Here is a 13,900-nt window from a genome sequence, read left to right on the forward strand (position 1 = left end):
GTTGAGCCATGACTCAGCGCCACGCGCGGCCCGGCGGACCACGACCTACAGCCACCCACAGCCACCACAGCCACCGCCGGGCGTCAGCTCAGTTCGAGCGGTGGGCGAGCGCCGACCGCCGGACCCGGCGCCACGCGCTCGGCGCCGCGCCGAGCAGCACCGTCAGTCCGATCGCGGCGACCACGCCCTCCCAGGGCGCCTTGAACAGCGAGCCGCCCAGGATGCCGATCACCTGGTACGTCACCGCCCAGGCCAGGCAGGCGGGCAGGTTGCCGCGGGCGAAGCGGCGCAGCGGCCACTTGGCCAGCAGGCAGGCCAGCATCACCGGGACGCGCCCGGCCGGCACCAGCCGGGACAGCACCAGCACCGCCACCCCGTGCTCGGTCAGCTTCTCCTGCGCCTGCGCGAGCCGGTCCTCCGGCGCGCGCGACCGGATCGCCTCCAGCCAGCGCGAACCGTTCTTCGACCGCAGCCCGCGCCGCCCCAGCCAGTACAGCGCCGCGTCCCCGAGGAACGCGGCCGACGACGCCGTCAGGAACACCAGCGCCAGCGAGAACGGCGCTGTCTGGTGCACCGCGACCACCGCCGCCGAACTGACCAGCGCGCCGGTCGGCACCACCGGCACCAGCGCCCCGATCAGCACCAGCAGGAACAGCGACGGAAGGCCGAGCGCCTGCTGCGTGGACTCCGGCGGCACCACGGTCGTCACCGCGACGGCGAGCCGTATCACCGTACGACCTCCAGGCGCACGCTCTCGCCGTGCCCGAGCCGGTGCACCGCGACCCCCGGCGCACGCAGCGCGGCCAGGCGCACGAACTCATCACCCGGCGCATAGAACTCGTGGGGGCGCACAGCGTCCATCCCGATCGGCCAGTACGTGCCGTAGTGCACCGGCACCGCACTGCGCGCCGAGAGCCGGGCCAGCGCCTCGGCCGCCCGGCCCGCGTCCAGGTGCCCCTCGCCCAGGGACGGCCCCCAGCCGCCCACCGGCAGCAGCGCCGTGTCCACCGGCCCGACCTCCTCGGCCATCGACTCGAACAGACCGGTGTCCCCGGCGAAGTACGTCCGCGCCTCGCCCTCGACGACGAAACCCAGCGCGGGGCAGCGACGCGGCCCCACCGGCAGCCGCCGTCCGTCGTGCCACGCGGACACCACCCGCACGGAGACCGGCCCGGCCCCGACCCGGTCGCCCGGCGCCACCTCGGTGATCCTGAGCCCGCCCGGCCGCGCGAGCCGGCGCAGCCCCGGCACGGCCCGCGCCGCACCGCGCGGCACCAGCACCCACGTGCCCGGGGCGAGCCCGGCCAGCGACGGCAGATGCAGGTGGTCGGCGTGCAGATGGGAGACGAGTACCAGATCCGCGCGCCGGGCGCACGGTGGCGGCGGCGCGCCCCGGCGACGGCGCAGATGCGCGAGACGGCGGGCGAACAGCGGATCGGTCAGCACACGTACGTGCGAATCCTCGACCGTGCACGTCGCGTGACCCCACCAGGTGATCTCCACCGGCACTTCTTTGCCTCCTTCGCGCGACTCCCCCTGAGCCTACGTGCAGGGGTAGGGTCGGCGGCGAAAACCCGGAGGTGAGGGGGACTCCATGGGACAGGTGCGGGACGCCCGGGGCGCGGCCGCCGCGACGCCGGTCCGCGTGACGGCGATCGCCAGCCTGACGCCACTGGAGGAGCTGAACGACGACCCCTTCCTCGTCGACTCCCGCGGCCAGCACGCCATGTGCGCCCGGTGGGCGGCCGAACACGGCTATGTCATCGCGCGCGAACTGCTCGTCCGCGGCCTGCGCCCCGACCACTGCGCCCTGTGGGAGGGCGTGCGCCCCGGCATGGACCTGTTCGTCGCGCCCAGCCGCCGGGTGCTGGAGCGGGCGCTGTCCTCCGTGGAGGCGTTCACCGCGGAGTGCGCGCGGCGGGGTGTGCGGGTGGAGACGGTGGGCCGGGCCGAGCCGTCGTACGACGCCCAGATGAAGGCCTGCGTGCACCGCCGCCTGTCCATGCCGACCGCCGGCTACGACGGCCGCTAGCAGCCGGCAGCCGGCAGCCGGCCGACAGTGACCAGCCCCTCCCGCGGCGCCCCGGCCGCCCCCTCCCGCCCGTGTGACAAGCTGGACCGGGCCCGTGCGGACGACCGGGCCGGGACGTGAGGTGTGCGGGCGTGCGGGACGGGTGGTGGCGGCGGGCCGCCAGTCAGGCGGGGCGGAGCATCGCGGTGTGGGCCGTCTCCACGCTCACGATGCTGCTGCTCGCCGGAGCCCTGCCGGACTTCCGGCTCCAGTCGGCCGACGGCGACAGCGCCACCACCATCGCCGTCACCGCCGCCCTCGGCGCCGGCGCCTTCGGTGTGCTCTCGGCCGTCGTCTGGCCGCTGCTCGTCCAGCTGCTGCTGCTCGTGCCCGCGCTGGTCCTCGGGCTGCTGGTGTTCTTCCTCAACGGCTCGCTGCTCCTGCTCGCCCTGCGCGTCAACCCCTCCGGCCACCCCAGCGCCGCCCCCGAGACCGCGGTCATCGTGGCCGCGGTGATGTCCGCGGTCGCCTCCGCCACCGGCGGCGCCCTCGCCGTCCGCGACGACGACGCCTACCGGCGCCGGCTGCACCGGCTCGCCGACCGCCGCCGCCGGCACCGGCCGCCGTGCCCGGCGACGCCCGGCACCCTCATGCTCCAGCTCGACGGCGTCGGCCACGACGTGCTGCGCGACGCCGTCGACAGGGGACTGATGCCGACCGTCGCCCGCTGGCTCGGCGCCGGCCCGGGCCAGGAGGCCACCCACCGGCTCACCCCCTGGCGCACCGACTGGTCCAGCCAGACCGGCGCCAGCCAGCTCGGCATCCTGCACGGCAGCAACCACGACGTGCCCGCCTTCCGCTGGTACGAGAAGGACACCGGCGAGGTGATGGTCTGCAACCGGCCCGCCAGCGCCGTCGAACTCCAGCGCCGCGCCGTCGCCCGCACCGGCGACGGCGGACTGCTCGCCGCCGACGGTGCCAGCCGCGGCAACCTGTTCGGCGGCGGCGCCGGCGAACTCGCCCTGGTGCTGTCCGTCGCGGCCCGCCGGGGCCGCGACAACCGCTCCCGGGCCGGATACTTCGCCTACTTCTGCGACCCCGCCAACGCCGTGCGCACCGCGCTGTCCTTCATCGCCGAGGTGGGCCGCGAGATCGGCCAGTCCGTCCGCGCCCGGCTGCGCGGACAGCGCCCGCGCGTCTCCCGCGCCGGCCTGTACCCGCTGGTGCGGGCCTTCGCCACCGTCGTCGAACGGGATGTCGTGGTGGCCGCCGTCATGGGCGACCTGCTCGCCGGCCGCACCGCCGTCTACGCCGACCTCGTCGCCTACGACGAGGTGGCCCACCACTCCGGGCCGCACAGCCGCGACGCGCACCAGGTGCTGGAACGCCTGGACCGCGCGCTCGCGCTGATCGAGGACGCCGCCGAGCACGCCCCGCGCCCGTACCGGATCGTCGTCCTGTCGGACCACGGCCAGAGTCCCGGTGAGACCTTCCACGCCCGCTACGGCCTGACCCTGGCCGATCTGGTCCGGGCCGGCTGCGGACTGCCCGTGCCGCGCCGGGCCGGCCGCACCCGCAGCGGCGCCGAGGCGCGCGCCGCGGTCCGGGCCGCGCTGCGCCGCCCGGTCGAGGAGCACCGGCCGCCGCGCCCGCCCGCCGGCCGCCGCGCCGAGCCCGTGGTCCTCGCCTCCGGCAACCTGGGCCTGATCTCCTTCCCGGACGTGCCGCACCGGATGAGCCGGGAGGAGATCGACGCCCGCCACCCCGCGCTGCTGCCCACCCTCGCCGACCACCCCGGCGTCGGCTTCCTGCTGGTGCGCAGCGAGCAGCACGGCGGCGTGCTGCTCGGCGCGCGCGGCTTCCAGGCGCCCCTGGACGACCTGGACACCGACCCGGGGCCGCTGGCCGCCTTCGGCCCGGGCGCCGCCGACGCCGTCCGGCGCACCCACGCCTTCCCGCACACCGCCGACATCATGGTCAACTCCCTGTACGACCCGGCCGACGGCGAAGTCCTCGCCTTCGAGGAGCAGATCGGCTCGCACGGCGGGCTCGGCGGGGCGCAGGGCCGCCCGTTCCTGCTGTCACCGCTGGTGTGCTCCCCGCCCGCCGAGGACAGCGGCCCGCTCGTGGGCGCCGAGCAGATCCACGGCGTCCTGCGCCGCTGGCTGAGCGAGGCCGCCGCCGGCCGGCGGGTGCCGCTCACCGCGGAACCGGAGGAACGGGCCGCCTGAGCGCCGCGGAGCACGGCACATCGCCTCCGTCCCGCGGCCTGTTCGACAGGTGTGCGAGGCACGGATGTGATCGGATGGGTGCGAAGGAGCCCGGGAAACGGGCTCCCAGGCGTAGGCGAAAGGCAAGGAACACACCGTGGCAACCACGCGCACCGCACACACCGTCTGGGAAGGCAACCTGCTCGAAGGCAGCGGCGTCGTCGATTTCGACTCCTCCGGTATCGGCAGCCAGCCGGTGTCGTGGCCGTCGCGCGCCGAGCAGGCCAACGGGAAGACCAGCCCCGAGGAACTGATCGCCGCCGCCCACTCCAGCTGCTTCTCCATGGCCCTCTCGCACGGCCTGGCCGGCGCCGGCACCCCGCCCACCAGGATCGAGACCAAGGCGGACGTGACCTTCCAGCCGGGCGAGGGCATCACCGGCATCCACCTCACCGTCGAGGGCACCGTCCCCGGCCTCGACGACGACGCCTTCGTCGCCGCAGCCGAGGACGCCAAGAAGAACTGCCCGGTCAGCCAGGCCCTGACCGGCACCACGATCACCCTGGAGGCCAAGCTCGCCTGACGCGAGCGGCCGCCCCGCCGACGCCGCGCCCTCGTCCCCGAAGGCGCGGCGCCGGTGTTCCCGGGGTCCGGCGTCGTCGTTCCGCCCCGCCGGGGTACCCGGTCCGCAGGACCCAGGTGGACAGGGCCGGGTGGAAACAGGACCGGGTGGAAAGGGGACGACGATGGCACGTGCGGTCGGGATCGATCTCGGGACGACCAACTCGGTGGTGGCCGTCCTGGAGGGCGGCGAGCCCACGGTCGTCGCCAACGCCGAGGGCGCGCGCACCACGCCGTCGGTGGTGGCGTTCGCCAAGAGCGGCGAGGTGCTCGTCGGGGAGGTCGCCAAGCGGCAGGCGGTGACCAACGTGGACCGCACCGCCCGTTCCGTCAAACGTCACATGGGCGACGCGCACTGGCGCTTCCCCGAGGAGGGCTCCGTCGACGGCACCCGCTACCGGGCGCAGGAGCTGTCGGCGCGGGTGCTCCAGAAGCTCAAGCGGGACACCGAGGCCTATCTCGGCGAGGACGTCACCGACGCCGTGATCACCGTCCCCGCCTACTTCGACGACGCGCAGCGGCAGGCCACCAAGGAGGCCGGTGAGATCGCCGGCCTGAATGTGCTAAGGATCATCAACGAGCCCACGGCCGCCGCGCTCGCCTACGGCCTGGACCGGGGCGAGGAGCAGACCGTCCTCGTCTTCGACCTGGGCGGCGGCACCTTCGACGTGTCCCTGCTGGAGATCGGCGACGGCGTCATCGAGGTCAAGGCCACCAACGGCGACACCCGCCTGGGCGGCGACGACTGGGACCAGCGGATCGTCGAGCACCTGGTCAAGCGGTTCAAGGGGCAGCAGGGCGTGGACCTGTCGAAGGACAGGATGGCCGTGCAGCGACTGCGCGAGGCGGCGGAGAAGGCGAAGATCGAGCTGTCCTCGTCCACCGAGACCACGATCAACCTGCCGTACATCACCGCGTCCGCCGAGGGCCCCCTGCACCTGGACGAGAAGCTCACCCGCGCCCAGTTCCAGGAACTCACCGCCGATCTGCTGGACCGCTGCACCAAGCCGTTCCACCAGGCGGTCAAGGACGCGAACGTCAAACTCTCCGACATCGACCACGTGATCCTCGTCGGCGGCTCCACCCGGATGCCCGCCGTGACCGATCTGGTGCGCGAACTCACCGGCAAGGACCCGCACAAGGGCGTCAACCCGGACGAGGTGGTCGCCGTGGGCGCCGCCCTCCAGGCCGGGGTGATCCGCGGCGACGTCAAGGACGTCCTGCTCCTGGACGTCACCCCGCTGTCCCTGGGCATCGAGACCAAGGGCGGCATCATGACGAAGCTGATCGAGCGCAACACCACGATCCCCACCCGCCGTTCGGAGATCTTCACCACCGCCGACGACAACCAGCCCTCCGTCGGCATCCAGGTCTACCAGGGCGAACGCGAGATCGCCGCCTACAACAAGAAGCTCGGCGTCTTCGACCTCACCGGGCTGCCGCCCGCCCCGCGCGGCGTGCCGCAGATCGAGGTCGCCTTCGACATCGACGCCAACGGGATCATGCACGTCTTCGCCAAGGACCTGGCGACCGGCCGCGAGCAGAAGATGACCGTCACCGGCGGCTCGGCGCTGCCCAAGGACGACATCGACCGCATGATGCGCGAGGCCGAGCAGTACGCCGAGGAGGACCGCGGCCGCCGCGAGGCCGCCGAGACCCGCAACCAGGCCGAGCAACTCGTCTACCAGACCGAGAAGTTCCTCCGCGACAACGGCGACCGCGTCCCCGCGGACACCAGGACCGAGGTCGAGTCGGCCGCCGCCCGGGTCAAGACCCTGCTGGAGGAGAACGCCGACACCACCGCCCTGCGCACCGGCGTGGACGAACTCGCCGCCGTCAGCCAGAAGATGGGCCAGGCCCTGTACGCCCAGGCCCAGCAGGAACCTGGCGGCCCGGGCGAGCCGGGGCAGACCGGTCAGGGCGGTCAGGCCGGTGCGCAGGACGACGAGGGCGTCGTGGACGCGGAGATCGTCGACGACGACCGGGAGCCCAAGGGAGGCGCCGCCTGATTCAGGAGGCCGGCCGGAGCCCGGGGCCGGCGGTCAGGGCTTGACCGCGACCCCCGCGTACACCGGCACGATGCCCTCCGCCTGGGCCGCCACGTCCACCGGCTCCGGCCGCCAGCCCGTCACCGGGATGATCCCCGGCCCCAGCAGCCGCAGCCCCGCGAAGAACCGGGCGAACTCCGTCAGGGAACGGGGGTGGAACGGCGTGCCGTTGCGGGCGAACAGCTCCGCGGCCCGGCCCACCGCCTCCGGGTTCAGGTCCGGCGTCACCTGCGAGACGATCAGATGGCTGCCCGGCGCGAGGGCGTCGACGTACCGCTTCAGCAGGCCGTGCACGTCGTCCCCGTCGGCCGCGTCGGAGAGGTAGTGCGTCAGCGCCACCAGCGACAGCGCGACGGGCCGGGAGAAGTCCAGCGACCGGGCGGCCAGGTCCAGGATCGTGCCGGGCTCACGGACATCGGCGTGCACATAGTCGGTGGAGCCCTGCGCGGAGCCGGTCAGCAGCGCCTCGGCGTGCCGCAGCACGATCGGGTCGTTGTCGGCGTACACGACCCGCGACTCGGGTGCGACGCCCTGGGCCACCTGGTGCAGATTGGGCTCCGTGGGGATGCCGGTGCCGATGTCCAGGAACTGCCGTACGCCCGCCTCGGCGGCCGCCCGTACCGCCCGCTGCATGAACCGCCGGTTGGCCCGCGCTCCCCGGACGGCGGTGTCGTCCACGGCGAGGATCCGGCGGGCCAGTTCCTCGTCCACCGGGTAGTTGTCCTTGCCGCCCAGCCACCAGTCGTACACCCGGGCCGGGTGCGGCCGGCTGGTGTCGATACGGGCGGGCGCGGCGTCGGGTCCGGTCATGCGGTGCGTACTCCTCGGCTCGGTCAAGGCGTTGGACGGGCAGCGTGGGGGTCGGCGGGTGAACAGCGGGGGCGCGAGGGCCCGTTCAGTAGGTGTGGCGGCACTCCCGCAGCAGCTTGCGGGTGCGTTCGACGGACGCGGCGGCCGCCGTCATGTGGTCGAGCACCTCCAGGTGCACGGCGACCTCGCTGCGGGAGTCCAGGTACAGGGCGCCGGTCAGGTACTCGGTGTACACCATGTCGGGCAGCTCCGGCTCGGCGAAGCGGAACAGCGAGAACGGCGCGTACGTCCCCGGATGCGGACCGGCCGCGAACTCCGCGACCTGCACCGTGACCCGGTCCCGCTCGGTGTACTCCAGCAGCTTGTCCAACTGCTCGCGCATCACCTCGCCGCGCACGCTCACCGGCCGCCGCAGCACCGTCTCCTCGACGATCACCCACAGGTGCGGCGCGTCCGGCCGCTCCAGCAGCTCCTGGCGGGCCATGCGCAGCGACACATGCCGCTCGATGGCCTCCGCGCCGGTCTGCCCGACCGTCCCGGACCGCAGCACGGCGCGCGCGTAGTCCTCGGTCTGCAGCAGCCCGGGCACGAAATGCGGCTCGTAGGAGCGGATCAGCCGGGCGGCGCCCTCCAGGCTGACGTACAGGCTGAACCAGTCCGGCAGCACGTCGTGGAACCGCTGCCACCAGCCCGGCTCATTGGCCTCCTCGGCCAGGTGCACGAACTGGGCGGTCTCCTCGGCGGCCACCCCGTACGTCTCCAGCAGCACCTGCACGTACGGGATCTTCAGCGAGACCTCGGCCAGCTCCATGCGCCGCACCGTCGCCGACGTCACCCGCAGCACCCGGGCGGCCTGCTCGCGCGTCAGCCCGGCCGCGTCCCGCAGCTCCTGGAGCCTCCTGCCCAGCACCACCTGCCCCACGGTGGGCGCCGGCCGCCGCTCACTCACGCCACGCCCTCCCCCCACGTGTCGAGGTCCGCGCAGCAGTGTGCCACGCCCGCACGTCTCAAGGCATCAGCGCATGGCAGTACTTGACCGTCGCCGGGTCCGCCGGGAGGAACGTCTCGATGGCCAGCTCGGACACCGTCACGTCCATGGGCGTGTTGAAGGTGGAGATCGAGGAGACGAACGACAGCACCTGGCCCTGGTGCTCGATCCGCAGCGGCAGCGCGAAGTACGGCACCTCGCCCGCCGCCTCCTGCCCGTCACCGCGGTCCGGCACCGGGTAGGCCGCGACCTCCTCGTACAGCTCCCGCAGCGCCGGGAAGCGGTGCAGCGCGATGTCCCGCTCCATCTGCGCCAGCAGGTGCCCGCGCCACTCGGGCAGATTGCGGATGCGCGGCGCCATCCCCTCGGGGTGCAGCGTCAGCCGTATCGCGTTCAGCGGCGGGGCGAGCAGGTGCTCGGGGACGCCCTCCAGCAGCATCATGATGCCCCGGTTCGCCGTCACCACGTTGTACAGGGCGTCGACCACCAGCGCCGGATACGGCTCGTAGCCCTGGATCAGCCGCTCCAGGCCCTCCCGCAGCGCGCCCAGCGCCGGGTCGTCCAGCGACGTCTCCGGATAGCGCGGGGCGTAACCGGCCGCCAGCAGCAGGGCGTTGCGTTCCCGCACGGGCACCTCCAGGTGCTCGGCCAGCCGCAGCACCATCTCCTCGCTGGGCCGGGACCGGCCGGTCTCGATGAAACTGATGTGCCGGGCGGAGGAGTCCGCGCGCAGCGCCAGCTCCAGTTGGCTGACGCGCCGCCGCTCCCGCCAGGCCCGCAGCAGCGGGCCCACACCCTGCCCCGCGGGGGCGGTGGGGTCGGCGGGGGGCACGGTGTTCTTGGTCGCGACCATGGTCATGAGGAGGACCGTAGCCGACCGGGCTCCGTCCGGCGGCCGAATTTTTACCGGCCCGGGGCCCGCCCTCCCCGCTGACCTGGGACGCGGCAGCCGTCCTGTGGCAGGCTGGGCGGGTACGCCCCCGTACCGCCACGACGTGTGCGCGCGGCCGCGCGCCGCCCAGGAAGGGAGCCGGCCCATGCCCGTCGAACCGCTGCCCCAGAAGGAGATCGAGGAGCGGCTGGCCGAGCTGCCCGGCTGGTCGCTGGAAGGGGACCGGCTCACCCGCGCCTACCGGCTCGGCTCCCACTTCGCGGCCGCCGCGCTGGTCGTGCACATCGCCCAGGTGCAGGAGGAACTGGACCACCACTCCGACCTCACCCTCGGCTACCACACGGTCTCCCTCAGCGTGAACACGCACAGCGCGGGCGGCGCCGTCACCGACAAGGACTTCCAGCTCGCCCGGCGCGTCCAGGACCTGGCGCCGGGCCACGGGGCGGGCTGAGCCGCATCCGGCCGCCGGACGGGAGGGGGAGAGAGCCGCGTGCTGGACTACGACGAGGAAGCCGAGCGCTACGACGACTTACGCGGCGGTGAGGACCGGGCCGCCGCCGCGGCCGAGGCGGTCCTCGGCCTGCTGCCGCCGGGGACGCGCGACCTGCTCGACCTCGGCTGCGGCACCGGCATCGTCAGCCGCCGCCTCGCCGCCGGCCTGCCGGGCGCGCGGGTGACCGGCGCCGACCGGGCGCCCGGCATGGCCCGCCGGGCCGCGGCGCGCCTGCCCGGTGCCGTCGTCCTCGCCGACGGCCGCCGGCTGCCCTTCCCGGACGGCCGATTCGACGCGGTCACCGGCGTCTGGCTGCTGCACCTCGCGCCGAGCCCGGCCGACGCCCGCGCGGTCGTCGCCGAGTGCGTCCGTACCCTGCGGCCCGGCGGGGTGTACGTCACCACGGTCGACAAGGCCGCCTCCCACAACGTGGGCAGCGACATCGACGCCGTACTCGCCACCCGGCCGCCCAGCCCCGCCCGGGACGCCGAGGCCCTGGTGGTCCGGTACGCCACCGAGCACGGCCTGTGGCCGGCCGGGCGGGCCCGTTTCACCGGCCGCGGCCAGGGCCGCAGCCCCCGCCGCACCATCGCCGACCTGCGGCGCGGCTGGTTCGTCACGCTGCCGCCCGGCGCCCCGCGCGCCGAGGAGTTCGCCAGCCGGCTGGCCGCCCTCCCCGACCAGGACCGCCCCCGCCCCGACCCGGTCTTCACCCTGCGCGCCTTCCGCCGCCCGCCCACCGCCTGAACCGGCCGGCGCGGGCGCCGGGGTGAGCCGCCCGGGCAGTCGGGCCCCCGGTCGGTCCGCGCCCGGGTCGGTCCGCGGCCCCGGTCGGTCCGCGCCCCCGGTCAGTCCGTGCGGCCCAGCCCCCGGCGGATCGCGGCCTCCACGGGTGAATAGGCCCCGTCCGGCCGGTCCAGCGCGTAGGGCGCCGCCGGGTACAGCGGCGGCTGCGCCATGAAACGCGGCCGGGTGCCGTGGTGCGGCTGGGCGGCGTGCACCAGGAAGGGATGGCAGAGGTAGACGTCGCCGGGGCGGCCGGTGGCGTGGGCGAGCGGGCGGTGCGCCGACGCCTCGACCAGCCGCGGCGCGATCCTGAGCGTGGACACGCCTGCCTCGCCGTACGGTGCGAGCAGCGGGGGCACGTCCAGGTGGGAGCCCACCCGGATGCGGGTCGGCGCGTCGTCCTCGGTCACCTCGGAGAACAGGAACAGCATGAGCAGCGCGCGGTCCCGGGAGCGCAGGTTCGCCCAGTACCACCGGGCGCCCTCGGGCAGATAGCTCCCCTCGATGTGCCAGCCCGCGTCGTCCGGCTCCCGCTCGTGCGGGAACCGCAGCGGGAAGGAGCCCAGCGAGTACCGGGGCGTCCAGCGGCCCTCGCCCACCAGCAGGTCGAACGCCCGGTGCAGCGCGGGGCTGTTGACGGCCGCCGCGAACGGGCCCTGCGCCATGTCGGAGACCCGGACCACCGGCTCCTGCCAGGTGCCCGGGTCCTCCGGGTCGTAGCCCGTCTCGCGCCACAGCAGGCGGGCGCAGTCCTCGGCGACGCGCGGCGCGACGGCGCCCTCGATCTTCACGAACCCGTCTTCGAGGAAACGCTCGGCCATCGTGTCGTCCATGTGGCCCATGGTGGGGCACCGACCGAGAATTCCGCACCTGATTTTTTGCCGTCCCGGCAACGGAACTGGCTCGTTCACGGTGCGGCGGCGCACGCTGTGCGCACCGAGAGGAGAGGCTGATCATCATGGCGCAGGAGCACAGCGGCCACCACGGTCCGCACGACGACGTCCACGACCACCAGGACCACCAGGACCACGGCCACGGCCGCGACGAGCACGGGGGACCGCACGGCCATCACCACGGGGCCGACCTCGACTGGGCCGTGCTGGCCCCGCTGCTCCAGTCGCAGGCGGAACTCTTCACACCGCTGTACCGGCAGGTCATGGACTGGCTGGGGCAGACGGTCCGCGAGCCCGCGCTGATCGCCGACACCGGCAGCGGGCCGGGGGTGGTCGCCTGCCTGTTCGCCGAGACCTTCCCGAACGCCCGGGTGGTGGCGGTGGACGGCTCCGCACCGCTGCTTGAGCGGGCCCGCGACCGTGCCGCCCGGCTCGGGCTCGCCGACCGCTTCACCACGATCTCCGGAGAACTCCCGGACGTGCTGAGCGAGTTGGCGTACCCGGCCGACCTGCTGTGGGCCAGCAACAGCCTGCACCACCTGGGCGACCAGCGCGCCGCCCTGGCCGCGTTCGCCGAGCACCTGGCGCCCGGCGGCACCCTCGCCCTGCTGGAGGGCGGCCTGCCCGCCCGCTACCTGCCCCGGGACCTCGGCGTCGGCCGCCCCGGGCTGCAGGCCCGGATGGACGCGGTCGAGGCCGAGTGGTTCCACCGCATGCGCGAGGAGCTGCCCGGCTCCGTCGCGGAGACGGAGGACTGGCCGGCGCTGCTGGGCGCGGCCGGCCTCAAGCCCACCGGCACCCGCACCTTCCTCCTCGACCTGCCCGCCCCGGCCTCCGGGCAGGCCCGCGCCTATGTCGCCGACACCCTGGGCCGGCTGCGCGACTCCATGTCCGAGAGGATCGACGCGGAGGACCGCGCGGCCCTCGACCGGCTCCTCGACCCCGACGACGAGGCGAGCGTGCACCGCAGGCCGGACGTCTTCGTCCTCAAGGCGTACACCGTGCACACGGCCGTCCGCACCGGCTGAACACACGCGGGAGGCCGGGGCGGGAGGAACTGCCTGGCCGGCCTGTCGCCCTGCGTGACCGCCGGGAGCGGGCGGGCCGTTTCACGCCGTCCGGGTGGGTCCCGGCCCACGCGAGCGGCGCGCCCCGCGACCGCAGTGAAGCGGTCCGGGACGCGCCGCCGAGGGCGCGTGCGCCCGTCAGGCCCGGTCCGTGGGCCGTCAGACCACGTCGAAGGTGGCCGGGTCCGGGCCCAGCCGCCGGTCCTCGTCGAGCGCGCTGATCGCCGCCAGGTCCTCGTCGTCCAGGCTGAAGTCGAACACCTCGATGTTCTCCTTGATCCGGGACGGCGTCACCGACTTCGGGATGACGATGTTGCCCAGCTGCACATGCCAGCGCAGCACGACCTGCGCCGGGGTGCGCTGGTGCTTCCGCGCGATCGCCACGATCGCCGGGACCTCCAGCAGGCCCTTGCCCTGGCCGAGCGGCGACCACGCCTCGGTGGCGATGCCCTGCTCGGCGTGGAACTCACGGGAGGCGCGCTGCTGCAGGTGCGGATGCAGCTCGATCTGGTTGACGGCCGGGACCACCGAGGTCTCGGCGATCAGGTGCTCCAGGTGCTCCGGAAGGAAGTTGGAGACGCCGATCGCCCGCGCGCGGCCGTCGGCGTGCAGCTTCTCGAACGCCTTGTACGTGTCGACGTACCGGCCCTCGGACGGCAGCGGCCAGTGGATCAGGTAGAGATCCACGTACTCCAGGCCGAGCTTGGCCAGCGAGGTGTCGAAGGCGCGCAGGGTGGCGTCGTAGCCCTGGTCGCCGTTCCAGAGCTTGGTGGTGACGAAGATGTCCTCGCGGGGCAGGCCGGAGGCGGCGATGGCCTTGCCGGTGCCCTCCTCGTTGTCGTAGATCGCCGCTGTGTCGATGCTGCGGTACCCGGCCTCCAGCGCGGTCGCGACGGCGCGCTCCGCCTCGTCGTCCGGCACCTGCCACACGCCGAAGCCCAGCTGGGGCATCTCGACGCCGTTGTTCAGGGTGATCGGGGGGACCTTGCTGCTCACGAGCTGTTGATCCTTCGCTTGTCGTCAGAAGTGGTACTGACATCGTCAACGATCACGGGCCGTGCCGCATTCCTGACCGGCCCCT

The 13,900-nt window shown here is 74.1% G+C and carries 14 protein-coding genes; 7 read left to right on the top strand and 7 right to left on the bottom strand.

The window, feature by feature from the left end; translation table 11 throughout:
• Positions 1 to 88 precede the first annotated feature (88 nt).
• Complete coding sequence (locus ABZ858_RS25015) at positions 89 to 730, bottom strand: VTT domain-containing protein (protein WP_361382672.1); 642 nt, start codon at positions 728 to 730, stop codon at positions 89 to 91.
• Complete coding sequence (locus ABZ858_RS25020; RefSeq protein WP_361382675.1) at positions 727 to 1,509, bottom strand: MBL fold metallo-hydrolase; 783 nt, start codon at positions 1,507 to 1,509, stop codon at positions 727 to 729. Before ABZ858_RS25020 ends, ABZ858_RS25015 begins: the two co-directional genes overlap by 4 nt.
• 85 nt (positions 1,510 to 1,594) lie before the next feature.
• Here ABZ858_RS25020 and ABZ858_RS25025 point away from each other — a divergent pair, with 85 nt between their 5' ends.
• The 4 genes from ABZ858_RS25025 to dnaK all read left to right on the top strand — a co-directional run bounded on the left by ABZ858_RS25025 (position 1,595) and on the right by dnaK (position 6,851).
• Positions 1,595 to 2,032, top strand: a complete 438-nt coding sequence (locus tag ABZ858_RS25025) for a hypothetical protein (RefSeq protein WP_361382678.1) — start codon at positions 1,595 to 1,597, stop codon at positions 2,030 to 2,032.
• Between the two features lie 131 nt (positions 2,033 to 2,163).
• Positions 2,164 to 4,242, top strand: coding sequence for an alkaline phosphatase family protein (locus ABZ858_RS25030; protein ID WP_361382681.1), 2,079 nt, complete (start codon positions 2,164 to 2,166; stop codon positions 4,240 to 4,242).
• Between the two features lie 136 nt (positions 4,243 to 4,378).
• Positions 4,379 to 4,804: an OsmC family protein gene (locus tag ABZ858_RS25035; RefSeq protein WP_361382684.1), complete on the top strand. Its 426-nt coding sequence runs from the start codon at positions 4,379 to 4,381 to the stop codon at positions 4,802 to 4,804.
• Positions 4,805 to 4,967: 163 nt separating this feature from the next.
• Positions 4,968 to 6,851, top strand: a complete 1,884-nt coding sequence (dnaK, locus tag ABZ858_RS25040) for a molecular chaperone DnaK (protein WP_361382687.1) — start codon at positions 4,968 to 4,970, stop codon at positions 6,849 to 6,851.
• A gap of 33 nt (positions 6,852 to 6,884) precedes the next feature.
• Here the strand turns inward: dnaK and ABZ858_RS25045 are convergent, their stop codons facing one another.
• The 3 genes from ABZ858_RS25045 to ABZ858_RS25055 all read right to left on the bottom strand — a co-directional run bounded on the left by ABZ858_RS25045 (position 6,885) and on the right by ABZ858_RS25055 (position 9,547).
• Positions 6,885 to 7,700 carry an SAM-dependent methyltransferase gene (locus ABZ858_RS25045; protein ID WP_361382690.1) on the bottom strand — a complete coding sequence of 272 codons (816 nt, stop codon included), beginning with the start codon at positions 7,698 to 7,700 and terminating at the stop codon, positions 6,885 to 6,887.
• Between the two features lie 85 nt (positions 7,701 to 7,785).
• Positions 7,786 to 8,649, bottom strand: coding sequence for a helix-turn-helix transcriptional regulator (locus ABZ858_RS25050; RefSeq protein WP_361382693.1), 864 nt, complete (start codon positions 8,647 to 8,649; stop codon positions 7,786 to 7,788).
• A 58-nt stretch (positions 8,650 to 8,707) separates the two neighbouring features.
• Entirely contained in the window at positions 8,708 to 9,547 is an 840-nt protein-coding gene (locus tag ABZ858_RS25055) for a helix-turn-helix transcriptional regulator (protein WP_361382696.1), read from the bottom strand.
• A 178-nt stretch (positions 9,548 to 9,725) separates the two neighbouring features.
• Here ABZ858_RS25055 and ABZ858_RS25060 point away from each other — a divergent pair, with 178 nt between their 5' ends.
• Together ABZ858_RS25060 and ABZ858_RS25065 are read left to right on the top strand one after the other, a co-directional pair.
• The gene (locus ABZ858_RS25060) at positions 9,726 to 10,031 is read left to right on the top strand and encodes a 4a-hydroxytetrahydrobiopterin dehydratase (RefSeq protein WP_361382699.1); all 306 of its coding nucleotides are present in this window, start codon (positions 9,726 to 9,728) and stop codon (positions 10,029 to 10,031) included.
• Between the two features lie 39 nt (positions 10,032 to 10,070).
• Positions 10,071 to 10,820: a class I SAM-dependent methyltransferase gene (locus ABZ858_RS25065; protein WP_361382702.1), complete on the top strand. Its 750-nt coding sequence runs from the start codon at positions 10,071 to 10,073 to the stop codon at positions 10,818 to 10,820.
• Positions 10,821 to 10,921: 101 nt separating this feature from the next.
• On the opposite strand, the gene ABZ858_RS25070 is transcribed toward ABZ858_RS25065, so the two are convergent.
• Positions 10,922 to 11,692, bottom strand: coding sequence for a phytanoyl-CoA dioxygenase family protein (locus ABZ858_RS25070; protein WP_361382705.1), 771 nt, complete (start codon positions 11,690 to 11,692; stop codon positions 10,922 to 10,924).
• Between the two features lie 125 nt (positions 11,693 to 11,817).
• On the opposite strand from ABZ858_RS25070, the gene ABZ858_RS25075 reads away from it, so the two are divergent.
• Positions 11,818 to 12,780: a class I SAM-dependent methyltransferase gene (locus ABZ858_RS25075; RefSeq protein ID WP_361382708.1), complete on the top strand. Its 963-nt coding sequence runs from the start codon at positions 11,818 to 11,820 to the stop codon at positions 12,778 to 12,780.
• A 198-nt stretch (positions 12,781 to 12,978) separates the two neighbouring features.
• On the opposite strand, the gene ABZ858_RS25080 is transcribed toward ABZ858_RS25075, so the two are convergent.
• Complete coding sequence (locus ABZ858_RS25080; RefSeq protein WP_361382711.1) at positions 12,979 to 13,815, bottom strand: aldo/keto reductase; 837 nt, start codon at positions 13,813 to 13,815, stop codon at positions 12,979 to 12,981.
• Positions 13,816 to 13,900: the final 85 nt, after the last annotated feature.

Origin of the sequence: Streptomyces sp. NPDC047017 (assembly GCF_040644175.1) — a bacterium.
GTDB lineage: Bacteria > Actinomycetota > Actinomycetes > Streptomycetales > Streptomycetaceae > Streptomyces.